Raw genomic sequence first — 26,972 nt, 5'->3', positions numbered from 1 at the left:
GTATAGTTGAAATGAAGCATCCAAGGGGGGAGACCCATGAACAAAGAGACGGCCACCAAGGTCTTTGAATCGCTGGCTTCCGGCATCCGGCTCGAGGTGTGGCGGCTGCTGGTCAAGGCCGGGCTGGAGGGGCGGGTCGCGGGGGAGCTGGCCGGCGAGCTCGACATCGCCCCCAATACCCTCTCGTTTCACCTCAAGGGGATGCTCAACGCCGGGTTGCTGTCGGTGGAGCAGGAGGGGCGCTTTCTGCGCTATCGCGCCAACATCCCCCTGATGCTGGGGGTGATCGCCTACCTCACCGAGGAGTGCTGCGCCGGTCATCCCGAGGCGTGCGGCCTGCTGCCCGCCGGGCCCGGTAGCGCCTCCCGCGCCGAGGGGTCGTCGCCCTGCTGCGGCGAGTCGTAACGGGCCAGGGCTGTCGATGCCCATGTGCCGTGCCATTCATCTATTCAACCTGGGGTGCGAGCGTGGATCGCACCGGGAGTCATCATGTCTGCAATCTGTGAGGCCAAGGCAGCCCCTGCCATCGGCTTTTTTGAACGTTATCTGACCGCCTGGGTCGCCCTCTGCATCCTGGTGGGCATTGGCCTCGGGCAGGGCCTGCCGGAGCTCTTCAAGGCCATCGGCGCCATGGAGGTGGCCAGGGTCAACCTGCCGGTGGGGCTGCTTATCTGGGTGATGATCATCCCCATGCTGCTCAAGATAGATTTTGGTGCCCTGCATCAGGTGAAGGGCCACATGAAGGGTATTGGGGTCACCCTCTTCATCAACTGGCTGGTCAAGCCCTTCTCCATGGCCTTCCTCGGCTGGCTCTTCATCCGCGTGCTGTTTGCCGACTGGCTGCCGGCGGATCAGCTGGACAGCTACGTGGCGGGTCTCATCCTGCTGGCGGCGGCCCCCTGCACCGCCATGGTGTTTGTCTGGAGTCGCCTCACCAACGGCGATCCCTACTTCACCCTGTCGCAGGTGGCGGTGAACGACCTCATCATGGTGTTTGCCTTTGCTCCGCTGGTGGCGCTGCTGCTCGGGGTCTCCAGCATAGTCGTGCCCTGGGATACCCTGCTCACCTCGGTGGGGCTCTACATCGTCATCCCTGTCATCCTCGCCCAGCTGCTGCGCAAGGCCTTGCTGAGAAAGGGGCAGGCCCATTTTGACGGCGTCATGACCCGCATCCAGCCCTGGTCGGTGGCGGCCCTGCTGCTCACCTTGGTGCTGCTGTTCGCCTTCCAGGGCAACGCCATCATCGAGCAGCCGCTGGTCATCGCCCTCCTGGCGGTGCCCATCCTGATCCAGGTGCTGTTCAACTCCGGGCTCGCCTACTGGCTCAACCGCAAGGTGGGGGAGAAGCACTCGGTGGCCTGCCCTTCCGCCCTGATCGGGGCCTCCAACTTCTTCGAGCTGGCGGTGGCCGCCGCCATCAGCCTGTTCGGCTTTCATTCGGGCGCGGCGCTCGCCACCGTGGTCGGGGTGCTCATCGAGGTGCCGGTCATGCTGCTGGTGGTGCGCGTGGTCAACGCCAGCAAACCCTGGTACGAGGCGGGACTAAGGCGCTAACGGATGGCCACTAACCCATTTCTATTCACTTGAGTCATGAGAGACAGGCAAATGAGTGCAATCACTATCTATCACAATCCAGAGTGCGGCACCTCCCGCAACACCCTCGCGCTGATTCGCAGCAGCGGCGTGGAGCCCACCATCATCCACTATCTGGAGACGCCCCCCTCCCGCGACGAGCTGGTGGCCCTGATCGCCGCCATGGGCATGCCGGTGCGCGATCTGCTGCGAAAGAACGTGCCCCCCTACGAGGCGCTGGGGCTGGCAGAAGATCGCTTCAGCGATGACGAACTGATCGATGCCATGCTGGCCGACCCCATCCTCATCAACCGGCCCATCGTGGTCACCCCCCTCGGCACCCGGTTGTGCCGCCCGTCGGAGGTGGTGCTCGATATCCTGCCCGACCCGCAGCAAGGGGCCTTTGCCAAGGAGGATGGCGAGCAGGTGGTGGACGGCCAGGGTAAACGGCTTCGTTGAGCCCCTGCGCGTCAGCGTCTGACCCGCGCCGGGGGGATGCCCTTAACGGGCAGGCGCCAGATCTGCTACTGTGACCTTCGACTCATCACAGAGGGTGGAAACAATGAAGATTCGATTCCTGGTGATAGCCACGGCACTGGCGCTGGCCTCAACCCCCGGTCTGGCCGACTGGGCAAAGCTGAAGGAGGCCGCCTCCGAACTCGGTACCGCGGTGAGCGATACCAGCAAGGAGGCGTGGAAGGGGATCACCGATTTTTCCAAAGAGACCTGGGAGTCGGTGTCCAGCTGGGGGGCCGAGGCCTACAACAAGGCGGGGGCCTGGACGGCAGAGAGTGCGGCCACCGGCAAGGAGTGGCTGACCGCCGCCGACAAGAAGCTCGACACCATGCTCGAGCCCAAGACCCCGGAGGAGGCGAGAACCGCCCTCGATACCATGGCCGATACCGCCCTGGTGCGGCTGTTCAACGAGCAGCCCTCGGCCAAGTTGCTGTTTGACAAGGCTTATGGCTATGCGGTGTTCGACTCGCGCAAGTTCTCCCTGATGATCCACACCAATCAGGGGGCCGGGGTCGCCGTCAATCGCACCAGTGGCAAGCACACCTACATGAAGATGTTCGGTGCCGGTCTTGCGGCCGGGATCGGCGGCAAGTTCTACCAGCAGGTGATCCTGTTCGAAGACAAGGCGAGGTTCGATGCCTTCGTCAGCAAGGGGTGGGAAGCCACCTCCGAGGTGGGCGCCGTGGCGGGCAAGGAGAGCGCCGAGCTCACCGCCAAATACAATGGGGGCATGGCCATCTATCAGATTGGCGAGAAGGGACTGTTGCTTGACGCCAACATCTCGGGCTCCAAGTACTGGCTGGATGATGACCTGAACAAGTGATCCCTGCCGATCTGACTCGTTTTTTCTTGGAGGAGATCGAGGTGCACTCTGTTTACTTGTCGGGACTTGCAGTAAAAAGAGGGCCTTGGGCCCTCTTTTTCATGGGCGCCGCACAGAGTCCGGCGACCAGGAGAGCAAGATGACCCATGAGGCCGAACAGGATCGGATGGTTGCCCACCGCCGGGAGTGGGACAAGCAGAGCATCTACCTGCGGCTGCTGCTGGGCGATCCCCCCGGATCTGCGACCTGATCCCCGGATGGCCGGTGCCCGCCGGCCTGATCGCGCCCCACTTTTATCCCTGATCTCGAGATCTCGCTCTGGTTGGCACCTTTATTGCTTCAAGCCAGTCAGTGTCAATGATTTGTCTGGGAAGGGAAGATGGAAATTAGCGCAAGCAGCCTGATGCAAGAGATGCAGGCCCTCAAGGTGGAAGCCGGTGCCACGCCGTTGACCCAGCCCGGTCGTCCGGTCAGCTCGGATTTCGGCCAGATGCTGCAACAGGCCCTGGACAACGTCAACGAGTTGCAGGGCACCGCCAACGATCTGCGTACCCGCTTCGATCTCGGCGACAAGTCGGTGGATCTCTCCCAGGTGATGATCGCCGGTCAGAAATCCTCCATCGCCTTCGAGGCGACGGTGCAGGTGCGCAACAAGATGGTCGATGCCTACAAGACCATCATGAACATGCCGGTGTAACTCGGGCCCATGACGACCGAGCATCATGAAGATGTCAGCAACAAGGACATAAACCGTGGCAACTGATCAAAACGGCGATCTGCTGATCAACAACGAGGGGGCGGCCGCCCTCGACGAGCACGAGCAGAAGAGCTCGGCGCTGGGCTTCCTGTCCAACACCGATGTGTTGCGCCAGATCACCCTGATCCTGGGGCTGACCATCTGTCTGGCCATCGCCGTCTTCATCCTCTTGTGGGGCAAGGAGCCGGAGATGCGTCCCCTCGGCACCTTCACCACCCAGGAGCTGGTCTCCACCCTGGATTACCTGGATCAGCAGAAGATCCCCTATCAGGTGGATGGCAAGAGCGTGCTGGTCAGTGCCGAAAACTATGCGGACATCCGGTTGCGCCTGACCCGCGCCGGTCTGGCCAACAACAGCGACGCCAGCAACGACGGCGAAGCCATCCTGCTCAAGGACTCCAGCTTCGGCGTCAGCCAGCGCATGGAGAGCGAGCGCCTGAAACTGAGCCGCGAGCGTCAGCTAGCGAGCGCCATCGAGCAGTTCCAGAACGTCGCCAAGGCCCAGGTGCTGCTGGCCATCCCGAAAGACAACGTGTTTGCCCGCAACGAACGCAAGCCCAGCGCCACCGTGGTCCTGAGCCTCAAGGGCAACGCCCTGGGCCAGGGTGAGGTGGACTCCATCGTCGACATGGTCGCCTCCGCCGTTCACGGTCTGGAGCCGACCCGCGTCACCGTGACCGACCAGAACGGTCGCCTGCTCAACTCCGGCTCCCAGGATCCCCTCTCTGCCCAGACCCGCAAGGAGTTTGCGATGCAGCAGAAGCAGGAGCTCGAATACAAACAAAAAATTGACGCCATCCTGATCCCGGTGCTGGGGGCCGACAACTATACGGCGGAGGTGGATCTCTCCCTCGACTTCTCCCAGCAGGAGCAGACCCGCAAGACCTACAACCCGGACCTGCCGGCGGTGCGCTCCGAAATGACCATGGAAGAGAACAGCGCCAGCGGCAGCAACGGCGGGGTACCCGGCGCCCTCTCCAACCAGCCGCCCGCTGCGTCCAACATTCCCGAGCAGGCAGCCGGCGGGGAAGGAACCGCCTCTTCCGGCCGTTCCCGCAAGGAAGCGACCCGCAACTTCGAACTGGACACCACCGTCAGCCACATCCGGCGCCAGCAGGGCGGCATTCGCCGCATGACGGTGTCGGTGGCGGTGGATTACAAGGCCATCCCCGGCGCCGACGGTGCCGTGACCCGGGAAGCCCGCAGCCAGGCCGAACTCGATACCCTGCGCCGTCTGCTGAGCGGCGGTCTGGGTTTTGACGTGACCCGGGGGGATACCCTGGAGGTGGTCGCCATTCCGTTCAACCGCCCGGAACTCGAGACCGTTGCCGACATTCCTCTCTACGAGCAGCCCTGGTTCTGGCGCGCGGTGCGCATCGCCGCCTCCGTGCTGGTCATCATAGTGCTCATCGTCACCGTGGTGCGGCCCATGCTCAAGCGCCTGCTCTACCCGGACGCCAAGCCGGAAGGGGAGCTGGACTTCGACAACCACACCGTGCTGGGTGGCGATGACGAACTGAGCCTGCTGGCCGCCCAGGCCGAGGCCGAACCGGTATTCGGTCTGCGGGATGGTCAGCTCAAGCTGCCTGACCTGCACCGTGACGAGGATCTGCTCAAGGCCGTGCGCGCCCTGGTAGCGAACGAACCTGACCTGGCCGCCCAGGTCATCAAAGAATGGGTAACCAAAGATGCCTGAAGAGAATAAAAGCCAGGTCACCGGCAACGACATCACCGAAAGCCAGCGCCAGATCCTGGATCAGATGGGGGGCATGGAGATGGCTGCGGTGCTGATGCTGAGCCTCAACGAGGAGGACGCGGCCCAGATCTTCCGCCACCTCGAGCCCAAGCAGGTGCAGCGGCTCGGCATGTCCATGGCCTCCATGTCGGATTTCAGCCACGATCGGGTGGCGGCGGTGCATCGTCAATTTATCGACGACATCCAGAAGTACACCAACATCGGCATCGGCAGTGAAGACTTCGTGCGCAAGGCCCTGGTGGCGGCGCTCGGGGAGGACAAGGCCAGCAACCTGGTGGATCAGATCATCCTGGGGTCAGGTGCCCGCGGCCTCGACTCCCTCAAGTGGATGGATGCCCGCCAGGTGGCCAGCATCATCCAGAACGAGCACCCGCAGATCCAGACCATCGTCCTCTCCTATCTGGAGCCGGAACAGTCCGCCGAGATCCTGAGCCAGTTCCCGGAGCAGGTGCGCCTGGATCTGGTGATGCGCATTGCCAACCTCGAAGAGGTGCAACCGGCGGCGCTGCAGGAGCTCAACGACATCATGGAGAAACAGTTCGCCGGTGCAGCCGGTGCCCAGGCGGCCAAGATGGGCGGCCTGAAGGCGGCGGCCAACATCATGAACTACCTGGACACCAACATCGAAGGGCAGCTGATGGACTCCATCCGCGAGTCGGACGAGGAGATGAGCCAGCAGATCCAGGATCTGATGTTCGTGTTCGAAAACCTCATCGACGTGGACGATCGGGGTATCCAGACCCTGCTGCGGGAAGTGCCCGGGGATCTGCTGCAACGGGCCCTCAAGGGGTCGGACGACCAGATGCGGGAAAAAGTATTCAAGAACATGTCCAAGCGGGCCGCCGAGATGCTGGCGGACGACCTCGAGGCCATGGGGCCGATCCGGGTCTCCGAGGTGGAAGCCGCCCAGAAGGAGATCCTCTCCACGGCGCGCCGCCTGGCGGATGCGGGCGAGATCATGCTGGGGGCGGGTGGTGGCGAAGAGTTCCTCTAAGCCATGGGCCATGGAATGTGCGATGATGTCGGCCCCTGTACCCGGCCCTCGATAGGAGTCTCTTCGGCACATGAATGACAAGAACAGCAAACTGCGCGGCTATCTGAGGCCCGAGTCCGACACGGCGCAGATTGAGACCTGGGGCTGGCCAGAGATGGAGACCGAAGCCGAGGTCGAGACCAATGCCCTGGGGCTGGCTCCTGACTGGTATCGTCAGGAGCAGGCCGATGCGGCCCTGCCGGAAGAACAACCCGAAGAGCCCGCCCCCAGCATCACCGCCGAAGAGGTGGAGGCGATTCGTCAGGCCGCCTGGGAAGAGGGGATGCGCGATGGGCGCGAGGCCGGTTTTGCCAAGGGGCTGGAAGAGGGCAAGCTCGAAGGCTTGCAGCAGGGCCACCAGGCCGGGCTGGAGCAGGGCAGGGAAGAGGGACTCGCCATGGGGCGGGAGCAGGTGGAGCTGGAGATAGCCCGCTGGCAAGCCCTGGTCTCACGCCTGGCCACTCCCCTTGGCGAGATGGACGAGGCGGTGGAGCAGCAGCTCATCGCCTTGGTGCAACAGCTCGCCCGCGCCCTCATCCGCCATGAGGCGCAAACCTCCCCCACGCTGCTGCTGGAGGCCCTCAAGCAGGGGTTGGCCCTGCTCCCTGCCGCCGAGCAGGGGGTCACCCTGATGCTGCATCCGGAGGATGTGACCCGGGTAGAGGCCGCCTTTGGCGCCGAGGAGTGCGCCAGGCGCCACTGGCGGCTGCAAAGCGAGCCCACCTTCTCCCCCGGCGATCTGCAACTGGCCACCGAGCTTTCCAGCATCGATCTCACCCTCTGTGGGCGCATCGATCAGCTGCTGCGCAACTTCCTGCGTGACAACGCGAGCTGAGCCATGGCCCGGTTCGAACCCGTCGTGCAGCGCCCTGCTGACGGCATCATCAGGCACTCATCGTCGGAGGCGACATGACGGCACCCCTTCTTGATCGGCTGAAAGGCTACCGGGTTCGCGAGCAGGCCCCCATACCACCGGTGGCAGGCAAGCTCACCCGGGTGGTGGGGTTGACCCTGGAAGCCATCGGCTGCCGCGCCGCCATCGGCTCCCTGTGCCGCATCGATACCCAGGATGGGGCCCTGGAGGCCGAGGTGGTGGGGTTTGCCGGGGATCGCCTGTTCTTGATGCCGAGCGAGCAGCTCAAGGGGGTCATTCCCGGCGCCCGGGTGGTGCCCGTCACCGAAGATCACGGCATTCCGGTGGGCATGAGTCTGCTTGGCCGGGTCATCGATGGCATCGGCCAGCCCCTGGACGGGCTCGGCCCCATCCTCTCGTCCCAGACGGTGCAGTTCGCCCAGCACCGCATCAATCCCCTGGCCCGTCGCCCCATCCATCAACCCATGGACGTGGGGGTACGGGCCATCAATGCCGTGCTCACCGTGGGCCGGGGTCAGCGTATGGGGCTGTTCGCCGGCTCCGGTGTCGGCAAATCCGTGCTGCTTGGCATGATGACCCGGGGCTCGGTGGCGGATGTCGTCGTGGTGGGCCTCATCGGCGAGCGGGGCCGGGAGGTGAAGGAGTTCATCGAGGAGATCCTCGGCGCCGAGGGGCGCGAGCGCGCCGTGGTGGTGGCCGCCCCTGCCGATGCCTCGCCGCTGATGCGCCTCAAGGGGTGCGAGACGGCGCTCGCCATCGCCGAGTATTTCCGCGAGCAGGGGCTCAACGTGCTGCTGCTGATGGACTCCCTCACCCGCTACGCCCAGGCCCAGCGGGAAATTGCACTGGCGGTGGGGGAGCCGCCGGCCACCAAGGGCTATCCCCCCTCGGTGTTTGCCAAATTGCCGGCGCTGGTGGAGCGGGCCGGCAACGGCAGCGACGGCCAGGGCTCCATCACCGCCTTTTTCACCGTGCTGACGGAGGGGGACGATCTGCAGGATCCCATCGCCGACGCGGCCCGGGCCATCCTCGATGGCCACATCGTGCTGGCGCGGGAGCTGGCGGATGCGGGCCACTATCCGGCCATCGACATCGAAAAATCCATCAGCCGGGTCATGCCCATGGTGACCTCACCGGAGCACATGGAGCTGGCGCGCACCTTCAAGCAGTTCTACTCCCTCTACCAGCAGAACCGGGATCTCATCACCATCGGCGCCTACAGCCAGGGATCGGATCCGCGCATCGACCGGGCCATCATCCAGAAACCCTATCTGGATCAGTTCTTGCAACAGAAGATGCGCGAGGTCATTCCCTACGACGAAGGCCTGCAATCCCTGCACATGGTCGCCATGCCATTGATGCGTTGAGCCGATAATGCCGCTGGAGTGCCGAGATGAGTAAAGGATTGGAGTTGCTGGCGACCCGATTGGTGGAGGCCGAGAACCAGGCCGCCATGGCGCTGGCCAAGGCGCAGCAGGACTTGAAGCTGTTTATGGAGCAGCAAGAGGCGCTGAATCAGTACCGCCAGATCTACCACCAGCAGTGGACGGAGCGCGGTCTGCAGGGGATCAGCCCCCAACAGAACAGCCAGTATCACGCCTTCATCAACAAGCTCGAGAATGCGGCCACCCAGCAGTACCAGGGGGTGCTTCAGGTGCGCGAGGCGCTGGCCCAGTGCCGCACCCAGTGGCTCGAGGCCCAACAGCGGCGCAAGGCGGTGGAGCTGCTGCTGGAGAAGAAGGCGGACAAGGTGCGCCAGAAGGCCCAGCGCCAGGAGCAGAAGATGCTGGACGATTACGCCATCCAGCGTCGGTACCACCAATCTGGCCTGTAATTTGCTTTCTTCCGGTCATGCGAGGCCGATGGGCCAAGCCATGACCGCACGTGCGGCCGTCACCGAATCGTCGTCAGGGATCCCAGCATGATACAGACCCCCTTGATTAGCACCCTCCCCCAGGCGCCTTCTGCCGATGGCAGCGCCACCCTGCTGGCTCCCACCGTCGGGGGCGAAGGGGGCGTGCAGCCGTCAGGCGAGGGCAAGGCCGCCTTCTCGCAAGCCATGGCCATGGCCCAGCTGATGGGCAAGGCGCCAGCCAGTCAGGGCAATCCACCACTCCAGGGGCCCGCCGAGGGCGCCCGGGAGGGGCTTGCCCCGGCTGCCAAATCTTTGGCGTCTGACGAGCCCGCCACCGAGTCTGCGTCTTCCTTGAAGGGAGCGGACGACGAGGGGGAGCTGCCTCCCGACGACTTCCTGCAACAGTTGCAAGCCTCCCTGCGCCAGGATGTGAGCCTGGTGGTGCCCCCTACATCGCCCGCCATGGCCGGTGAGGCGGCGGTGCCTGTGGACGGCAACCCCTTGCCGCCTGGCGCCGCTGCGCCTGGGATGGCAGAGGGGGTGGGAATGGCAGAGGATGTGGGGATGGCAGAGGGCGTGGAGGCGGCAGAGGGGAGCGCCTTCCTGCCGCAGATGACGCCAGAGCGTCAGCATGAAGGGAACAAAACGAAGGCAGCTCCCGGTGCGGCCCAAGGCGCCAGCGCCGTGCCGAGCGGTCAGGGGGCTCTGCCGCAGGGGGCGGAAGAGCCCCCCTTGGCCGATGACACTGCCGTGGCCGACCAGGGCGGAGCGACCCGCCAGCCCATGGCAGGCAAGGGAGCGGAGCCGGATGCCAAGGGGGGGGAGCCCCCTCTCTCGGGTCAGGAGCGTGCCGCCCTGCTCACCAAAGTAGTGGCAGGAGAAAACGCCCAGGCTCCCACTGTCACCCGGGCTGACTCATCGCAAGAGGCACGGGTGAGCGATCCCCTGGCGTCGGCCGGACAGGGGACAACCGCTTCCCGTGCCACCAGCGCCTATGGCGATGGCGTGATCCGGACGGTGGCGCAGGGGCCGGCCCCTGCGGCCACACCGGAGTCCGTCCCGCCCGCGACGGCGGCAGGGGCAGAGAAGGACGCCCCTGTCGCCGGTGAGGCCAGACAGGCTGAGGCCGCGAGCGGGCAGGGAGCCCGTGCAGGGGCCGAGCCTGTAGCGAATGCAGGGAGCAGACAGCCCGTGACGACGGAGGACCCGGCCCCCGTGCAGGTGGCGCCGCAGATCCTGGCTCGTCACGAATCCCAGGGGGCACAGGCCCCCCTGACGGCCCTCTCGGCAGGCCTGGACCAGATGGAGAGCGCCCCCGTGGTGGCCGCCGGCGCTGCCGTGTCGGTGAAGCCCGCGGTGGACAAGTCCCGGCTCGATGAGCTGGGCAAACAGTCGGGGATGGAGGTCAAGGGCAGTGAGCCCGCCGAGGGGAGCCAGCCTTTGCATCAGGCCCAGAGCCAGGTCGGCGAGAACAGACCGCTGGCCGAGTCGACCGTCAGACGGGAGCCTCAGAGCCTGCCCCACCTCAAGCTGGCGACCCCTGAGGCCCCCGAGCAGCTGCACCACAAGGTGAACCTGATGCTGGCGGACAAGCTGCAACAGGCGGAGATCCAGCTAGACCCCCTGGGGCTTGGCAAGATGAAGATCCAAATCCAGATGGATGCCTCCAGCCAGGCCAGCGTGCACTTCGTGGTGCAGCATGGCCAGACCCGTGAGATGCTGGAGCAGGCCATGCCGCGCCTGCGCGACATGCTGGCAGGGCAGGGGATCCAGCTCGGCCAGACCTTGGTGCAACAACAGGCGCAGCAGCAAGCCTTCCAGCAGCAAGGGCAGTCATCCTCCCAGGGTCAGTCCGGTTTCGGTGACCAGGGGCGACAGGGGGGAAATGGTGGCGGCAGCGATGGCAGAGAGGCCGAGGGGAGCGCTCGCAACCTCACGCTGCTGGTGGAATCGGCAAACGATGCCGGAATCGATTTCTATGCTTGATGCATTCTTAAGTAAGTTTATGATACCGAACAAGTTTGAGACTAGGGTGGACAAGGGATGGCAGACGATAACGAACTGACGCTGAAGGATCCGGCGGCAGGCAAGAAAAAGAAGCTGATCATGATAGTCGCCCTGGCCGTCGTGCTCCTTGGCGGGGGCGGCGCCGGCGCCTGGTTCATGCTCGCCGGTGGGGATGAGCCCGCTGCCGAAAAGAGCGAGGCCAAGCCGGAGGCGAACACGCCCCAGCCCTCGCTCTATGTGGGCATGCCCCGTCCCTTCGTGTTCAACGTGGCGGGAGGCCAGCGGGATCGGCTGGTGCAGATCAAGATCCAGCTGATGGTGCGCGGCACCGCCGACGAAACCCTGGCCAAACAGAATATTCCCCTGATCGAAGGCACCTTGCTGCGGGTCTTCAGCTCGGCGACCGCTGAACAGCTGATGACCTTCGAGGGCAAGGAGAAGCTGCGTCAGGATTCGCTGGAAGAGTGCCGCCGGGTGCTGAACGACCTGGTCTCTTCTCCCGTAATCGAACAAGTGCTGTTTACCGGCTTTGTCATGCAATGAAAGGTGAAGCGTGAGCGATCTGTTAAGTCAGGACGAGATTGATGCCCTGCTGCACGGCGTCGACGATGTCGAGGAGGAGGAGCTGGGAGCTGCCGGGGATCCCGGTATCGCCCAGTTCGACTTCTCCTCCCAGGACCGCATCGTCCGCGGCCGCATGCCGACCCTGGAGCTGGTGAACGAACGGTTTGCCCGCCACATGCGCATCAGCCTGTTCAACATGATGCGGCGCACTGCCGAGGTCTCCATCAACGGCGTGCAGATGCTCAAGTTCGGCGAATATGTCCACACCCTGTTCGTGCCCACCAGCCTGAACATGGTGCGTTTCCGCCCCCTCAAGGGGACGGCGCTCATCACCATGGAGGCGCGGCTCGTCTTCATCCTGGTGGAGAACTTCTTTGGCGGTGATGGCCGCTACCACGCCAAGATCGAGGGGCGGGAATTCACCCCCACCGAGCGGCGCATCATCCAGATGCTGCTCAAGCTGGTGTTCGAGGACTACAAGGATGCCTGGGCGCCGGTGATGGACGTGGGCTTTGAATACCTCGACTCCGAAGTGAACCCGGCCATGGCGAACATCGTCAGCCCCACCGAAGTGATCGTGGTGAGCTCCTTCCACATCGAGCTGGACGGCGGCGGCGGCGACTTCCACGTGGCCATGCCCTACTCCATGCTGGAACCCATCCGCGAACTGCTGGATGCGGGGGTGCAGAGCGACAAGGGGGATACCGACGTGCGCTGGAGCAAGGCCCTGCGCGACGAGATCATGGACGTCAAGGTGGAGCTCAAGGCCAAGCTGCTGGAGACCGAGCTCTCCTTGCGTGAGCTGATGGAGCTCAGACCCGGGGACATCATCCCGGTGGAGATGCCGGAGAACCTGCTGGTGTTCGTGGAGGACTTGCCCACCTTCCACGCCAAGATGGGGCGCACCAAGGAGAACGTGGCGCTCAAGATCACCGACAAAATCAAGCGCCCTGACGGGGTCAAGACAGAGATGCATCTGGTGACTCGCGGGGGCGTGCGCATTGATGGCGAAGCCGAGCTGGAAGAGCTCGAGCGAAGCATCTCTGACAAACACCCTGATTGATCCTCCCCCCGGGGAGGTGTTGCAACACTGAGGAATTGAAGATGAGCGGAACCGATGACGAGCAGGATTTGATGGCTGACGCCTGGGCGGCCGCACTGGAGGAGCAGGTCACGGCCGAAGCCAAGCCTGCCCCCCTGGAGGAGTTGAAGGACGAAGCCCCCATCAGCGCTGAAGAGCGGCGCAAGCTGGACACCATTCTGGACATCCCGGTGACCATCGCCATGGAAGTGGGCCGCAGCCAGATCAGTATTCGCAACCTGCTGCAACTGAACCAGGGCTCCGTCGTGGAACTGGATCGGGTGGCGGGTGAGCCCCTGGACGTGCTGGTCAACGGTACCCTGATCGCCCACGGCGAGGTGGTGGTGGTGAACGACAAGTTCGGTATCCGCCTTACCGACGTCATCAGCCAGATTGAAAGGATCAAGAAGCTCAAATGATCCGTGTGCTCCCGTTGTGGCTGTTTTCCCTGCCAGCCCTGGCCACCCCGGGGGTAGGGGCCAATCCCCCCAGCCTCACCTCCTGGCTGCTCTCCAGCCTGATGGTGATCGGCCTCATCCTGGTGCTCGGCTTTCTGCTCAAGAAGAGCAAGCTTTCCCAGGTGATGGGAGGGGGCCAGATGAAGGTCATCGCCACCCTGCCCCTTGGCTACAAGGAGAAGCTGATGGTGGTCAAGGTGGGCGGCCAGCAGCTGCTGGTCGGGGTGACGCCGCAGCAGGTCAACTTCCTCTATCGCCTGGAGGAGCCGCTGGACGAGAGCCAGCCCCAGGCGTTCTCCGAGCAACTGGGCAAACTGATGGGCAAGCATGAAAAACGTTAACTGGACCCGGTGGCTGGCACTGCTCTCTCTGGTGCTCTCGCCCCTGGCGATGGCCCAGGACGGCATGTCGGCACTCACCGTCAAGACCATGGCGGATGGCAGTCAGGAGTACAGCCTGACCCTGCAGGTGCTGGCGCTGATGACCGCGCTCTCCTTCCTGCCGGCCATGGTGATCATGATGACCTCCTTCACCCGGATCATCGTGGTGCTCGGCATCCTGCGCCAGGCCATCGGTCTGCAGCAGAGCCCCTCCAACCAGGTGCTGATCGGCATCGCCCTCTTCATGTCGTTTTTCATCATGTCGCCGGTGCTGGATCGCATCAACAACGAGGCGTTGCAGCCCTATCTGGCCGAGACCATCGGGGCCAAGGAGGCCCTGGAGAAGGCGGAGCTGCCCATTCACCAGTTCATGCTGGCCCAGACCCGGGTCAAGGATCTCAATACTTTCATGGAGATAGCGAACGTGCAGGTGGCCGAGCCTGCGGACGTGCCGCTGCGGGTGCTGATCCCGGCCTTTGTCACCAGCGAGCTCAAGACCGCCTTCCAGATAGGCTTCATGCTGTTTCTGCCCTTCCTGGTCATCGATCTGGTGGTCGCCAGTATCCTGATGGCCATGGGGATGATGATGCTCTCCCCCATGCTGGTCTCCCTGCCGTTCAAGCTGATGCTGTTCGTCATGGTGGATGGCTGGAACCTCATTCTGGGCTCCCTGGCCACCAGCTTCGGGCTGGGCTCGGGTGGTTAGGGGAGGGCAGACCCTCCCCCTGGTTCTCCCCTTTACTCGGGGAGGGCGCGAGGCCTCTCTTTCTCTCGAAAGAGGAGGCCGGGAGGATGCGGCCCTGGGCAAACCCATCACAAGGAGCGAGCAATGAGTCCTGAAACCTTCGTCGACGTCTTTCGCGAGGCGCTTTGGCTGGTGACCATCATGGTGTGCGCCGTGATCCTGCCGAGCCTGATGGTGGGGTTGGTGGTCGCCATCTTCCAGGCCGCCACCTCCATCAACGAACAGACCTTGAGCTTCCTGCCCCGTCTGGTGGTCACCCTGCTGGCCCTGGGGGCGGGGGCTCACTGGGGATTGCAGAGTCTGATGGACTTCTTCCAGCTGATGGTGAGCCAGATCCCCGAGGTGGTGGGCTGATGCCAGCCAAGGGCCACTCTTTTGCTCTGGCCGAGGCAGACCGGGGCCTGCGTCCTCCCGTTGGCTTGCCCCTGCCGGGAGTGTTGCTGTCATGACCTACACCACGGCGCTCATCATGGAGTGGCTCTCCTCCATCCTCTGGCCCCTGGCCCGGGTGAGCAGTCTCCTGATGGTGATGGCGGTCTTCGGCAGCCGGCTCGCCCCTGCCCATATCCGCATCGGCCTGGCGCTGGCGATCACCCTCATCATCGCCCCCCTGCTGCCCCCCATGCCGAAGATCGAGCTCTTCTCCCTCGGCAGCTTCCTGGTGCTGGGGCAGCAACTGCTCATCGGCATCGCGCTCGGCCTCATGACCCAGTTCCTGCTGGAGACCTTCGTGATGGCGGGTCAGGTCATCGCCATGCAGACCAGCCTGGGCTTTGCCACCCTGGTGGATCCCATGAACGGCCAGTCGGCTCCCGTGGTGGGCCAGTTCTACCTGATGCTGGCGACCCTGGTGTTTCTCGCGGTGGACGGCCACCTGCTGATGCTGCGCATGGTGGTGCTGAGTTTCGAAACCCTGCCGGTATCTGACAGCGGGCTCACCCTGCCTGCCATCCGCAGCCTGGTGAGCTTTCTCGGGGTCATGTATCAGGCTTCTCTGGTGATGGCGCTCTCGGCCATCATCGCCCTGCTGCTGATCAACTTCGCGTTCGGGGTGATGACCCGTGCGGCCCCCCAGCTCAACATCTTCAGCATCGGCTTTGCGGTCAGCATGATGTCGGGCCTGTTCATCCTCTGGCTCACCATCGGTGGCTTCATGGGACACTTCGACGCGCTCTGGGAGCGGGTGCAGGAGACCAGCTGCGAGCTCATCAACGTTCAGTGCTTCGGGGGCCAGCATGACTGAGACCCTCCCGGTTGCGGTCCTTTTGCCGCCACTCTGGCGGGCCGCCAGTCGGCTGATGCCGGCAGGAGGCCAGCATGGCTGATACCGATCAGGAACGCACAGAACAACCCACGGGCAAACGACTGCAACAAGCCCGGGAAAAAGGGCAGATTGCACGTTCCAAGGAGCTGGGTACCGCCAGCGTCCTGCTGGCGACCGTGTTCGGCCTCCTGATGATCAAGGAGAGTCTGGCAGGGGCCATGATCAAGGTGCTCACCATGGGCTTTACCCTGGACCGGGATCAGGCGTTCGACCCCAATGCCATGGGGGCCATGGTGCCTGCCCTGCTGGGGGAGCTTATCCAGCCTCTGGGGCTGCTGTTCATGCTGGTGATCATCGCCGCCTTCGTCGGCAACACCCTGCTCGGCGGGATGAACTTCTCCTCCGAGGCCATGCTGCCCAAGTGGAGCAAGCTGAGCCCCCTGAGCGGCATCAAAAGGATGTTCGGGGTGCAATCTCTGGTGGAACTTGTCAAATCCATCGCAAAAGTGGTGTTTATCAGTCTGTTTGCCTGGTGGATGCTGTCGAGCCAGTTCAACCATCTGCTGAATCTCTCTCTTGAGGGCTTTCCCGGCGGCATCGTCGATGCCCTGGACCTGCTGCTCTGGATGCTGATCATCCTCTGCTGCGCCCTGATCCCCATTGTCGCCATCGATGTGCCGTTCCAGAGCTGGAACCACAATCGCCAACTCAAGATGACCAAGCAGGAGATCAAGGACGAGTTCAAGGACAGCGAAGGCAAGCCCGAGGTCAAGGGGCGGATACGCCAGTTGCAGATGCAGATGGCCATGCGCCGCATGATGGGGGATGTCCCCAAGGCCGATGTGATCATCACCAACCCGACCCACTACTCGGTGGCGCTCAAATACGATGCGGGCAAGCCAGGGGCGGCGCCCAAGGTACTGGCCAAGGGGGTCGACGAGGTGGCGATGAAGATCCGGGAGATCGGGCGCGAATACGACATCCCCGTCATGTCCTCCCCGCCGCTCACCCGGGCCCTTTACCACGCCACCGAGATTGGCCAAGAGATCCCGGAGGGGCTCTTCGCCGCCGTCGCCCAGGTCTTGGCCTATGTCTATCAGCTCAAGAAGTTCCGCCGTGGCCGCGGTCGGCGCCCGACCCCCATCGCCAAGGATCTGCCCATTCCACCCGAGTTTCGCAAATAACGCAGTGGTGGCAGCCTGATCCCGGGTGCTCTCCCTTGTGCCCCCCGCGTTTCGCAAATAAAGCGGTGGGATGGCCCCACCATCCGATCTCTCCCTTGTGTCGCAAACAAGGCCGCAATCTCCCTGTCGAGGCGCGGCGCCTCGCCCCATGGCCTGGACTGGCCTTTGGCCTGCTTGGTGAAGGCCGCTTCCCCCTGTCACCATTCCCCATGACGCCAACGACGGACTTCTGACAGCGTTAAAATAAAAACCATATAGATCAATGAATTGAATCCTTGGCTTGATATTTGCTTTAATCCGTCATTGGCAGTTTATCATTGAGAAGCACGATGGGATTCAAAGCGGGACTGGGCCGTTTCAAAGAGTACAAGTGGCTGCTCAGCAGAGGGGTAGGGACGCCGCTGCTGGTATTGGCCTCTCTGGGGATGGTGGTACTCCCCATTCCGCCCCTGATGCTGGATATCCTCTTCTCTTTCAACATCGCCCTCTCCATCGTGGTGCTGCTGGTGGCGGTCTATACCCGCCGCCCCCTGGAATTTGCCGCCTTCCCCACCGTCTTGCTGATCGCCACCCTGCTGCGGCTCGCCCTCAACGTCGCCTCCACCCGGGTGGTGTTGCTGGAAGGCCACAACGGCAGCGCGGCGGCAGGCCATGTGATCGAGGCGTTCGGCAACGTGGTGATCGGCGGCAACTATGCCGTGGGCATCATCGTCTTCATGATCCTGGTGATCATCAACTTCGTGGTGGTCACCAAGGGGGCGGGCCGGATCTCCGAGGTGAGTGCCCGCTTCACTCTTGACGCCATGCCCGGCAAGCAGATGGCCATCGATGCGGACCTGAACGCCGGTCTCATCAACCAGGAAGAGGCCAAGAAGCGCCGTCAGGACGTGACTCAGGAAGCGGACTTCTACGGCTCCATGGACGGTGCCTCCAAATTCGTGAAGGGGGATGCCATCGCCGGCATCATGATCCTCTTCATCAACATCATCGGCGGCTTCATCATCGGCATGATGCAGCACCAGCTCACCTTCGGCGAAGCGGCCCAGGTCTATACCCTGCTCGCCATCGGTGACGGTCTGGTCGCCCAGATCCCCTCGCTCCTGCTCTCCATTGCCGCAGCCATCATCGTCACCCGTCAGAATACCGACCAGGACATGGGGACAGCGGTACTCGGCCAACTGTTCGAAAATCCCAAGGCGCTGGTGATCTCCGCCGGCATCCTGCTGATGATGGGCAGCGTGCCCGGCATGCCGCACCTGGCTTTCCTGAGCCTGGGGGCGGTGGCGGCGGCGGGCGCCTGGTGGCTGCTGCGCCGCGAGAAGCAGAACAAGGCGAGGGCGGCGAGCGGCGAACTCATGCCGGCCCAGGGGGATGCCCCGGTGGAGCAGAAGGATCTCAGCTGGGACGACGTCATGCCGGTGGACATCATCGGCCTGGAGGTGGGTTATCAGCTGATCCCGCTGGTGGACAAGAACCAGGGGGGCGAGCTGCTCAACCGGATCAAGGGGGTGCGCAAGAAGCTCTCCCAGGAGCTGGGCTTTCTGGTGCCTGCCGTCCACATTCGCGACAATCTGGATCTTGCCCCCAACCAGTACCGCATCACCCTGATGGGCGTGAGCACGGGGGAAGCCACCGTCTATCACGACAAGGAGATGGCCATCAACCCGGGGCAGGTGTTCGGCCAGATCCACGGTATCGCCACCCAGGACCCGGCGTTCGGGCTGGAGGCGGTCTGGGTCGCCAAGGAGCAGGTCTCCCAGGCCCAGACCCTTGGCTACACCGTGGTCGATGCGGCCACCGTGGTGGCTACCCACCTGAGCCAGATCCTCTCCAACCATGCGGCGCTGCTGCTGGGTCATGACGAGGTGCAACAACTGCTCGACATGATAGGGAAGCATCAGAGCAAGCTGGTGGAAGGACTGGTTCCCGAGGTGATCAGCATGGGCAACCTAGTGAAGGTATTGCAGAATTTGCTCAATGAAGGCGTGCCAATTCGCGATATGCGCACTATCCTGCAGACCCTCGTGGAATATGCGCCCCGCAGCCCGGACCCGGAAGTGCTGACCGCAGCCTGCCGGATCGCCCTGCGCAGATTGATTGTGCAGGAGATTGCCGGCCCCGAGCCCGAGCTGCCGGTGATCACCTTGTCACCAGAACTGGAACGTATATTGCATCAATCCCTGCAAGCAGGTGGGGGAGATGGCGCCGGTATCGAACCGGGACTGGCGGAGCGGATGCAACGCTCCCTGGTGGAAGCCACTCAACGACAAGAACTGGAAGGCCAGCCGGCCGTGCTTCTGACATCGGGGATATTGCGCAATACCCTGGCGAAATTTGTCAAGAATGCCATTCCTGGATTACGCGTGCTGTCCTATCAGGAAGTGCCTGACGACAAGCAGATCCGCATCGTCAGTGCGGTGGGACAGGGCTAGTTAGCGGAGATGACGGGTGAAGATTAAGCGGTTTTTTGCCAAAGACATGCGCACGGCGCTGGCCGAGGTCAAGGAGACTCTCGGACCCGATGCCGTCATCATGTCCAACAAAAAGGTCACCGGTGGGGTGGAGATAGTCGCGGCCGTCGATTATCAATCCCAGGTACCGGGGCCTAAAGACGCGCCGGTTCGCCGTCAGTTGAATGAAGAGAGCGTCAATATCTCGTCTGCGGGCAAGCAGATGACGAGGTCGGCGCCACCCAAGGAACAGAACGAATACTACGCCGATACCCTGGCGGCCCTGCTGGCACGCCAGCAGAAGCTCAATCCGGCCAACCCGGCGGGTGGCAATGGCGCCCCGGGATCATGGTCTGGCAACGGAGGTAACGGTCAGCCAGCTTCGGCCTCCTGGCCCGCGAATGGCGCTGCCGGCACCCAGTCCGCCGGACTGGCGGGCGCGGCCAGTGCTCCCAGAACCCTGGCCGAACAGGGCCAGTGGGGCGCCGCTCCCGAGTCCGCCAAGCCCAAGGCCCGTCCTGCCGCCGCCCCGCGCCAGACCCAGTCCGCCCAGCGGGATCAGGAGATGGAGGGGATGCGCAAGGAGATGGCCAGCATCCGCAAGCTGCTGGAGCACCAGATCTCCGGCCTGATGTGGCAGGAGGTGGAGCGCCGCGAACCCATGCGCGCCCTGCTCATCAAGGAACTCAAGAAGATGGGGTTCGACGATGCCTTCGCCGATCAGCTGGCGGGCCTCATCCCCGAAGACATGCCGATCCATCAGGCCATGGCCCAGTTGGCCGAGGTGCTGACGGCCCAGCTCAAGATCAGCGAGGACGAGATTCTGCGTCAGGGGGGGGCGGTGGCCCTGCTCGGACCGACCGGGGTGGGCAAGACCACCACCATCGCCAAGCTGGCGGCCCGCTTTGCCATGAAGTATGGCGCCGAGCAGGTGGCGCTCATTACCACGGACAACTACCGGATCGGGGCCCACGAACAGCTGCAGACCTATGGTCGCATCATGGGTTGCCCGGTGCGTCAGGTGCGGGACGCCGAAGAGCTGGCCAGTGCCCTCTATCAGTTCCGCCATCGCCGGCTGGTGCTCATCGACACCGCCGGGGTGGGTCAGCGGGATATCCGCCTGACCGAACAGCTAGACACCCTGGTGAAGAATGCCAAGGTGCGCATCCGCAGTTATCTGGTCATGTCGGCCACCTCCCAGCGACGGGTGATGCAGGAGGCGGTGGATCACTTCCGGCGCATTCCGCTCTCCGGCTGCATTCTGACCAAGCTCGACGAGAGCCTGAATCTGGGTGAAGTGATCAACGTGTGCATTCAAAACGCCCTGCCCATCAGTTACATCACCGACGGGCAACGGGTGCCGGAAGATATTCAAGTTGCCAACGCGGCGCTGCTGGTCGGTGCCGCCATGGGGTCGCTGGAACGGGAAGCAGAAGATCCCTATTTCTGGGGATCGGGTTTTGGCGAATCCGAAGATTCGGAGTTTTATGAGTAACATGTATATGGATCAGGCGAGTGGTCTGCGCAAAATGCGTCAAAACAATCGAGTGAAAGTGATCGCCGTGTCCGGAGGCAAGGGGGGCGTCGGCAAGACCAACGTGACCCTGAACGTGGCGGGAGCCATGGCCGCCCAGGGCAAGCGGGTGTTGGTGCTGGACGCCGACCTTGGTCTGGCCAACGTCGACGTCATGCTGGGGCTGAGGGTGCATCGCAACCTCTCCCACGTGCTGGCGGGGGAATGCACCCTGGATGACATCATCGTCGAGGGGCCCTACGGCATGATGATAGTGCCAGCCACCTCGGGCACTCAGTCCATGGTCGAGCTCTCCCCGGTACAACATGCCGAGCTCATCCGCGCCTTCAGCGAGATGAAGACCCAGGTGGACGTGTTGCTGGTGGACACGGCGGCGGGGATCTCCGACATGGTGCTGAGTTTCACCCGTGCAGCCCAGGACATCATGGTGGTGGTGTGCGATGAACCCACCTCCATCACGGATGCCTACGCGCTCATCAAGATCCTCTCCAAGGATCACGGTGTGTTCCGCTTCAAGGTGGTGGCCAACATGGTCCGCTCCCTGCGCGAGGGGCAGGAGCTGTTCGCCAAGCTGACCCGGGTCACCGACCGCTTCCTGGATACCTCCCTGGAGCTGGTGGCCTGCGTGCCTTACGACACCAACCTGCGGGCCGCGGTGCGCAAGCAGAAACTGATAGTTGAGGCGTTTCCAAAATCCCCTGCCGCCCTGGCATTTCGTGCCCTGGCGAACAAGGCGGCGAGCTGGCCCATCCCGAATCAGCCGGGGGGCCACCTCGAATTTTTCCTGGAAAACTTGTTGCAAAAGCCGGTCATAACACAGGAAGACTCCCGTGAATAAAGCCCAAGCATACTTGCGTCATCAGGATTCCTACGTGCTGGTCGAGCGACACGCTCCGCTGGTCAAGCGGATTGCCCAGCATTTATTGGCTCGCCTGCCAAGCAGTGTCTTGCTGGATGACCTGATCCAGGCAGGTATGATTGGGCTGCTCGAAGCTTCCCGCAACTTTGACGGCAGCAAGGGCGCCAGCTTTGAAACCTATGCCGGCATCCGCATCCGTGGTGCCATGCTCGACGAGATCCGCCGCGGAGACTGGGTGCCCCGCTCGGTGCACCGCAACAGCCGTGCCATCGCAGAAGCGATCGAGAACGTGGAGCAGGCCCATGGCCGGGATGCCAGAGACACCGAGGTGGCCGCCAATATGGGGGTGTCCCTCGGGGAGTACCATGCCATGCTGCAGGATGTCTCCTGCGGCAAGATCATCGGCATCGAGGATCTGGGGGTCAGCGAAGATGTCATCGGTCATCCCGATGACGGCAACGGTCAGGGAGGATTCGACGATCTGGCGGCTGAACGCTTCCAGGGGGCCCTGGCGGAGCACATCGCCCGCCTGCCGGAGCGGGAGGCGCTGGTGCTCTCCCTTTATTACGATGAAGAGCTGAATCTGCGCGAGATCGGTGAAGTATTGAGTGTGAGTGAGTCTCGGGTGAGCCAGATTCATAGTCAGGCCATGCACAGGCTGCGCGCCCGTTTGCGAGATTGGAATTTATAAGTGGTTGTACTGGCTACACTGGAGCACAACTCTAAGGCATAATCCGCACCATAAAACCTGCGATCTGCATCATGTAAGTGAGCCGTCTTGGCGGCTATTTAGGAGGAACTTTGGACAAGAACATGAAAATCCTCATCGTCGATGACTTTTCAACGATGCGCCGGATTATCAAGAACTTGCTGCGTGACCTGGGATACAACAATACCCATGAAGCAGACGATGGCAACACGGCGTTGCCGATGCTGAAAAATGGCGACTTCCAGTTCGTGGTCACCGACTGGAACATGCCCGGCATGCAGGGCATCGACCTGCTCAAGGCGATTCGCCTCGACGACAAGCTCAAGCACCTGCCGGTTCTGATGGTGACTGCCGAAGCCAAACGCGAGCAGATCATCGAAGCCGCCCAGGCCGGGGTCAATGGCTATATCGTCAAGCCGTTCACCGCTGCCACCCTCAAAGAGAAGCTCGACAAAATCTTTGAACGTATCGGCTAAGGAGCGGCAGGGATGAAGGCCAAAACGAGAGCCATGATCTCGCTTGACCAGGCAAGGATGCTGGTTGCCCACCTGGAGCGGGAAGAGTTTGAACAGGCCGATACCATCCTCGCCGATGTGTGCGCCCCCAACGCGGCGGCCCTGTTTGACAAGGTGGGGCAGCTGACCCGCCAATTGCACAATTCATTGCAGGATTTTCGCCTGGATCCCAGGATCCCCGACCTGGCCACCCATGAGATCCCGGATGCCCGGGAGCGTCTGAGCTATGTCATCGACATGACGGACAAGGCGGCCAATCGCACCATGGATGCGGTCGAGGCAAGCCTTCCCATCGCCGATCGACTCAACGACAACATTCAGCTGGTCATGCCCAACTGGAATGCCCTGATGAGCCGGGATCTCGAGCTGGGTCAATTCAAGGCGCTGTGCCATCAACTGAATGATTTTATTAAGGCTTCTGAGACGGATGCCGATAAGTTACGACAACTGCTGACGGAAATTCTGATGGCTCAGGATTTCCAGGACCTGACCGGTCAGATGATCCGCAAGGTGATCAAACTGGTGCAGGAAGTTGAAACGAAGTTGATAGAGATGCTGACCATGTTCGGTGAGGGCGTTAGCGACAATTCGGCACGTAGCCTGCCAGCGAGCGGCATCGAGGCGGAAGGCCCCATCATGAACCCGCAGACCCGCTCAGATGTGGTCAATGGTCAAGATGATGTGGACGATCTGCTGTCTAGCCTGGGATTCTAATGGAGTGACGCATGGCCTTCGAAGTTGATGAAGACATACTGCAAGACTTTTTGGTCGAAGCATCAGAAATATTGGAACAGTTGTCTGAACAACTGGTCGACTTGGAAAAGCGGCCCGATGACAAGAACCTGTTGAACGCCATCTTCCGCGGCTTCCACACCGTCAAGGGGGGAGCGGGCTTCCTCTCCCTCACCGAACTGGTGGATGTCTGTCACGGTGCCGAGAACCTGTTCGACATGCTGCGCAACGGCAAGCGGACCCTCAGTGCCGAGCTGATGGATGTCATCTTGCAGGCGCTGGATGCCATCAACGTCATGTTTGCCCAGGTCCAGAACCGCGAAGAGATAAGCCCCGCTTCTCCCGATCTGCTGCACGATCTGCACGAGCTGTGCAAGCCGGAAGGGCAGGAGCAGCTGCGTACCGCCAGCGTGGCGGCCCAGCCAGAACCCGAGCCTGAGCCCGAACCCGCACCAGAACCCGAGGTCATTGCCGAGGTGGCGCCTGTCGCCGTCAATGGCGGTGGCTCCATCGACGAGATCTCCGCCGACGAATTTGAACGCCTGCTCGATGAGCTGCACGGTGTCGGCAAAGCGCCGACGGTCTCTGCCGCCCCCGTGCTGAGCGGTTCAGGTGACATCACAGACGACGAATTCGAAGCCCTGCTCGACCAGCTCCATGGTCAGGGCCAGCACGGTGGTGCCCCCGATCTGGCCCCCCTGCAGTCGGTCCAGAAAGAGGTGGACGAGCTCATCGACGACGATGAGTTCGAGCGCCTGCTGGATGAACTGCACGGCCGTGGCCAGGCGCCGCAGCACAGTCTGGCGTCTGCTCCTGCTCCTGCGCCCGCTCCCGAACCCAAGGACCCGGCACCCGCTGCCCCCGCAGCCCCGGTGACGCCGCCCAAGGCGCCGGTGGCCGCCAAACCCGCGCCGGCAGAGCCCCCAGCGCCAGCCAGGGCCGCCCCCGCCAAGCAGGCGGCTCCCGCCGAGAGCAGCGCGGTACAGAGCGATACCACGGTGCGGGTGGATACCAAGACCCTGGACGTCATCATGAACATGGTGGGCGAACTGGTGCTGGTGAGAAACCGCCTGGTGAGCCTCGGCATCGCCAGCAATGACGAAGAGATGTCCAAGGCTGTCGCGAACCTCGACGTCGTGACCGCCGATCTGCAGGGCGCGGTCATGAAGACCCGAATGCAGCCTATCAAGAAAGTATTCGGCCGCTTCCCGCGCGTGGTGCGCGATCTGGCTCGTACCCTCAAGAAGGAGATCGAGCTGGTGATGGTGGGTGAGGACACGGATCTGGACAAGAACCTGGTGGAGGCCCTGGCCGACCCCCTGGTTCACCTGGTGCGCAACTCCTGCGACCATGGCGTCGAGATGCCGGACGTGCGCGAGAAGGCGGGTAAGCCCCGCCAGGGCACCATCACCCTGAGCGCCTCCCAGCAAGGGGACCACATTCTGCTCTGCATCGAGGATGACGGCGCAGGGATGGACCCGGAGAAGCTCAAGTCCATCGCCATCAGCCGTGGCGTGCTCGATGCTGACAGCGCGGCGCGCATGAGCGACAACGATGCCTACAACCTGATCTTCGCCCCCGGCTTCTCCACCAAGTCGGAGATCTCCGACATCTCCGGCCGTGGAGTGGGCATGGACGTGGTGAAGACCAGCATCGTCAGCCTCAATGGCTCGGTACACATCGATTCCACCTGGGGCAAGGGCACCCGTCTCGAGATCAAGGTTCCCCTGACCCTGGCCATTCTGCCGACCCTGATGGTGGAGGTGGGTCAGCAGACCTTCGCCCTGCCCCTCGGTTGCGTGAATGAAATTTTCCACCTGGATCTGAAAAAGGCCAACGTGGTGGATGGCCAGCTCACCATCATCGTCCGTGACAAGGCGATTCCGCTGTTCTACCTGCACAAGTGGCTGGTACGCGGTGCCGGCAAGACGGCCCGCCAGGACCAGGGCCACGTGGTCATCGTCCAGATAGGGACCCAGCAGGTGGGCTTCGTGGTAGACAACCTCATCGGTCAGGAAGAGGTGGTGATAAAGCCCCTGGACAACCTGCTGCAAGGTACCCCCGGCATGGCCGGCGCCACCATTACCAGCGACGGCGGCATCGCCCTCATTCTGGATGTGCCCAGCCTGCTCAAGGCCTATGCCCGTCGCCACTGAGCGCCAGGCTCAAGGAGTTAAAAGAATAACAATGGCAGTCAAGGTATTAGTGGTCGACGATTCGAGTTTCTTCCGCCGTCGGGTCAGCGAAATCATCAATCAGGATCCCCTGATGACGGTGATCGACACGGCCCAGAACGGGCGGGAGGCGGTAGACAAGGCGCAGCAGTTGCGGCCCGACGTCATTACCATGGACATTGAAATGCCGGTGCTCGACGGCATCAGCGCCGTGCGCGAGATCATGGCCAAGTGTCCGACCCCCATCCTGATGTTCTCTTCCCTGACCCACGAGGGAGCCAAGGCAACACTGGATGCGCTGGATGCGGGCGCCCTCGATTTTCTGCCCAAGAAGTTTGAAGACATCGCCCGGGACAAGGACGAAGCAGTCAACTTGCTGCAGCAGCGGGTCAAGGAGATCGCCCGCAAGCGCTTCCTGATGGCGACCCGGCCCCGCGCCCCCGAGCCTGCCGTCCGGCCCGCCGTCACGGGGACCATGAATCGCCCCTTGGCCGAACGCCAGCACGAGCCTGCGCGAGCAGCGGCGGCTCCCGCCGCGTTCAAGCGCAGTGGCAAGAGTTACCAGCTGGTTGCCATCGGTACCTCCACCGGCGGGCCGGTGGCACTGCAGAACGTGCTGACCAAGCTGCCGGGAGATTTCCCTCATCCCATCCTGCTGATCCAGCACATGCCGGCCACCTTCACCGCTGCCTTTGCCGCCCGCCTCAACGGGCTGTGCCAGATAGGGGTCAAGGAGGCGCAGGATGGCGACGTGCTCAAGCCGGGTCAGGCCTATCTTGCCCCCGGTGGCAAGCAGATGTTGCTGGAAGGGCGCGGGCCCGGTGCCCGTCTTCGCATCATCGATGGCAATGACAAGGTCAACTACAAACCCTGCGTGGACATCACCTTCGCCTCCGCCGCCAAGACCTATGGCGACAAGGTGCTGGCCATCGTCCTGACCGGCATGGGCGCGGATGGCCGCGACGGTGCCCGTCTGCTCAAGGAGCAGGGGGCGACCATCTGGGCGCAGGATGAAGCCTCCTGCGTGGTCTATGGCATGCCCCAGGCCGTTGCCAAGGCGGGCATAGCAAGCGAATCCCTGCCGCTGGATCGGGTGGCCCAGCGCATTCTGGTCGAGTTGGGCCGCTGAC

The 26,972-nt window shown here is 63.0% G+C and carries 27 protein-coding genes; all 27 read left to right on the top strand.

The annotated features are described in order from the left end of the window. The first annotated feature begins 36 nt into the window (after positions 1–36). The 27 genes from I6L48_RS18845 to I6L48_RS18715 all read left to right on the top strand — a co-directional run bounded on the left by I6L48_RS18845 (position 37) and on the right by I6L48_RS18715 (position 26,971). Entirely contained in the window at positions 37–405 is a 369-nt protein-coding gene (locus I6L48_RS18845) for a helix-turn-helix transcriptional regulator (protein ID WP_039039917.1), read from the top strand. 84 nt (positions 406–489) lie between these two features. Beyond that, the gene (gene arsB, locus I6L48_RS18840) at positions 490–1,554 is read left to right on the top strand and encodes an ACR3 family arsenite efflux transporter (RefSeq protein ID WP_216987594.1); all 1,065 of its coding nucleotides are present in this window, start codon (positions 490–492) and stop codon (positions 1,552–1,554) included. 51 nt (positions 1,555–1,605) lie between these two features. Next, a complete protein-coding gene (arsC, locus tag I6L48_RS18835) occupies positions 1,606–2,031 on the top strand; it encodes a glutaredoxin-dependent arsenate reductase (protein WP_216987593.1) in 426 nt (141 codons plus the stop codon). 103 nt (positions 2,032–2,134) lie between these two features. Continuing rightward, entirely contained in the window at positions 2,135–2,911 is a 777-nt protein-coding gene (locus I6L48_RS18830) for a lipoprotein (protein WP_041212621.1), read from the top strand. Between the two features lie 379 nt (positions 2,912–3,290). Further along, positions 3,291–3,608 (top strand): flagellar hook-basal body complex protein FliE, encoded by a 318-nt coding sequence (gene fliE / locus I6L48_RS18825; protein ID WP_029314161.1) that lies wholly within the window; start codon positions 3,291–3,293, stop codon positions 3,606–3,608. A gap of 55 nt (positions 3,609–3,663) precedes the next feature. Then, a complete protein-coding gene (gene fliF / locus I6L48_RS18820; RefSeq protein ID WP_041212623.1) occupies positions 3,664–5,364 on the top strand; it encodes a flagellar basal-body MS-ring/collar protein FliF in 1,701 nt (566 codons plus the stop codon). Further along, positions 5,357–6,418: a flagellar motor switch protein FliG gene (gene fliG, locus I6L48_RS18815; protein ID WP_216987592.1), complete on the top strand. Its 1,062-nt coding sequence runs from the start codon at positions 5,357–5,359 to the stop codon at positions 6,416–6,418. The genes fliF and fliG overlap by 8 nt, the downstream gene beginning before the upstream one ends. A gap of 70 nt (positions 6,419–6,488) precedes the next feature. Then, positions 6,489–7,292: a flagellar assembly protein FliH gene (gene fliH / locus I6L48_RS18810; RefSeq protein WP_010673918.1), complete on the top strand. Its 804-nt coding sequence runs from the start codon at positions 6,489–6,491 to the stop codon at positions 7,290–7,292. 74 nt (positions 7,293–7,366) lie between these two features. Then, complete coding sequence (gene fliI / locus I6L48_RS18805; protein ID WP_104455531.1) at positions 7,367–8,698, top strand: flagellar protein export ATPase FliI; 1,332 nt, start codon at positions 7,367–7,369, stop codon at positions 8,696–8,698. A gap of 26 nt (positions 8,699–8,724) precedes the next feature. Next, on the top strand, positions 8,725–9,165 hold the full coding sequence (gene fliJ, locus I6L48_RS18800; RefSeq protein ID WP_216987591.1) for a flagellar export protein FliJ: 441 nt from the start codon (positions 8,725–8,727) through the stop codon (positions 9,163–9,165). An 87-nt stretch (positions 9,166–9,252) separates the two neighbouring features. Next, positions 9,253–11,172, top strand: a complete 1,920-nt coding sequence (locus I6L48_RS18795; RefSeq protein WP_216987590.1) for a flagellar hook-length control protein FliK — start codon at positions 9,253–9,255, stop codon at positions 11,170–11,172. Positions 11,173–11,229: 57 nt separating this feature from the next. Further along, the gene (gene fliL, locus I6L48_RS18790; protein ID WP_010673922.1) at positions 11,230–11,736 is read left to right on the top strand and encodes a flagellar basal body-associated protein FliL; all 507 of its coding nucleotides are present in this window, start codon (positions 11,230–11,232) and stop codon (positions 11,734–11,736) included. A gap of 10 nt (positions 11,737–11,746) precedes the next feature. After that, positions 11,747–12,820, top strand: coding sequence for a flagellar motor switch protein FliM (gene fliM / locus I6L48_RS18785; RefSeq protein WP_010673923.1), 1,074 nt, complete (start codon positions 11,747–11,749; stop codon positions 12,818–12,820). Positions 12,821–12,861: 41 nt separating this feature from the next. Next, the gene (gene fliN / locus I6L48_RS18780; protein ID WP_010673924.1) at positions 12,862–13,257 is read left to right on the top strand and encodes a flagellar motor switch protein FliN; all 396 of its coding nucleotides are present in this window, start codon (positions 12,862–12,864) and stop codon (positions 13,255–13,257) included. Continuing rightward, a complete protein-coding gene (gene fliO / locus I6L48_RS18775) occupies positions 13,254–13,637 on the top strand; it encodes a flagellar biosynthetic protein FliO (RefSeq protein ID WP_216987589.1) in 384 nt (127 codons plus the stop codon). Before fliN ends, fliO begins: the two co-directional genes overlap by 4 nt. Next, positions 13,624–14,382: a flagellar type III secretion system pore protein FliP gene (gene fliP / locus I6L48_RS18770; RefSeq protein ID WP_010673926.1), complete on the top strand. Its 759-nt coding sequence runs from the start codon at positions 13,624–13,626 to the stop codon at positions 14,380–14,382. The genes fliO and fliP overlap by 14 nt, the downstream gene beginning before the upstream one ends. Before the next feature lie 123 nt (positions 14,383–14,505). Continuing rightward, the gene (gene fliQ, locus I6L48_RS18765; RefSeq protein ID WP_010673927.1) at positions 14,506–14,775 is read left to right on the top strand and encodes a flagellar biosynthesis protein FliQ; all 270 of its coding nucleotides are present in this window, start codon (positions 14,506–14,508) and stop codon (positions 14,773–14,775) included. A gap of 91 nt (positions 14,776–14,866) precedes the next feature. Further along, positions 14,867–15,664, top strand: coding sequence for a flagellar biosynthetic protein FliR (gene fliR / locus I6L48_RS18760; RefSeq protein ID WP_010673928.1), 798 nt, complete (start codon positions 14,867–14,869; stop codon positions 15,662–15,664). Positions 15,665–15,738: 74 nt separating this feature from the next. Then, the gene (gene flhB / locus I6L48_RS18755; protein ID WP_041212629.1) at positions 15,739–16,869 is read left to right on the top strand and encodes a flagellar biosynthesis protein FlhB; all 1,131 of its coding nucleotides are present in this window, start codon (positions 15,739–15,741) and stop codon (positions 16,867–16,869) included. Between the two features lie 329 nt (positions 16,870–17,198). Then, positions 17,199–19,301 (top strand): flagellar biosynthesis protein FlhA, encoded by a 2,103-nt coding sequence (flhA, locus tag I6L48_RS18750; RefSeq protein WP_183148779.1) that lies wholly within the window; start codon positions 17,199–17,201, stop codon positions 19,299–19,301. A 16-nt stretch (positions 19,302–19,317) separates the two neighbouring features. Beyond that, the gene (gene flhF / locus I6L48_RS18745; RefSeq protein WP_216987588.1) at positions 19,318–20,814 is read left to right on the top strand and encodes a flagellar biosynthesis protein FlhF; all 1,497 of its coding nucleotides are present in this window, start codon (positions 19,318–19,320) and stop codon (positions 20,812–20,814) included. A gap of 1 nt (position 20,815) precedes the next feature. Continuing rightward, entirely contained in the window at positions 20,816–21,691 is an 876-nt protein-coding gene (locus I6L48_RS18740; protein WP_010673932.1) for a MinD/ParA family protein, read from the top strand. Further along, positions 21,684–22,403 (top strand): RNA polymerase sigma factor FliA, encoded by a 720-nt coding sequence (locus I6L48_RS18735; protein WP_041212632.1) that lies wholly within the window; start codon positions 21,684–21,686, stop codon positions 22,401–22,403. Before I6L48_RS18740 ends, I6L48_RS18735 begins: the two co-directional genes overlap by 8 nt. 110 nt (positions 22,404–22,513) lie before the next feature. Next, complete coding sequence (gene cheY / locus I6L48_RS18730; protein WP_010673934.1) at positions 22,514–22,897, top strand: chemotaxis response regulator CheY; 384 nt, start codon at positions 22,514–22,516, stop codon at positions 22,895–22,897. A 12-nt stretch (positions 22,898–22,909) separates the two neighbouring features. Further along, a complete protein-coding gene (locus I6L48_RS18725) occupies positions 22,910–23,650 on the top strand; it encodes a protein phosphatase CheZ (protein WP_216987587.1) in 741 nt (246 codons plus the stop codon). An 11-nt stretch (positions 23,651–23,661) separates the two neighbouring features. Further along, positions 23,662–25,824, top strand: coding sequence for a chemotaxis protein CheA (locus I6L48_RS18720; RefSeq protein WP_216987586.1), 2,163 nt, complete (start codon positions 23,662–23,664; stop codon positions 25,822–25,824). A 31-nt stretch (positions 25,825–25,855) separates the two neighbouring features. Further along, positions 25,856–26,971: a chemotaxis response regulator protein-glutamate methylesterase gene (locus I6L48_RS18715; protein ID WP_104452533.1), complete on the top strand. Its 1,116-nt coding sequence runs from the start codon at positions 25,856–25,858 to the stop codon at positions 26,969–26,971. Position 26,972 lies beyond the last annotated feature (1 nt).

It is taken from the genome of Aeromonas sp. FDAARGOS 1418 (assembly GCF_019048585.1).
GTDB classification, from domain to species: Bacteria; Pseudomonadota; Gammaproteobacteria; order Enterobacterales; family Aeromonadaceae; genus Aeromonas; species Aeromonas caviae.
The sequence above is the reverse complement of the archived record's forward strand: the minus strand, read 5'-3'. Positions and strand labels throughout refer to the sequence as shown.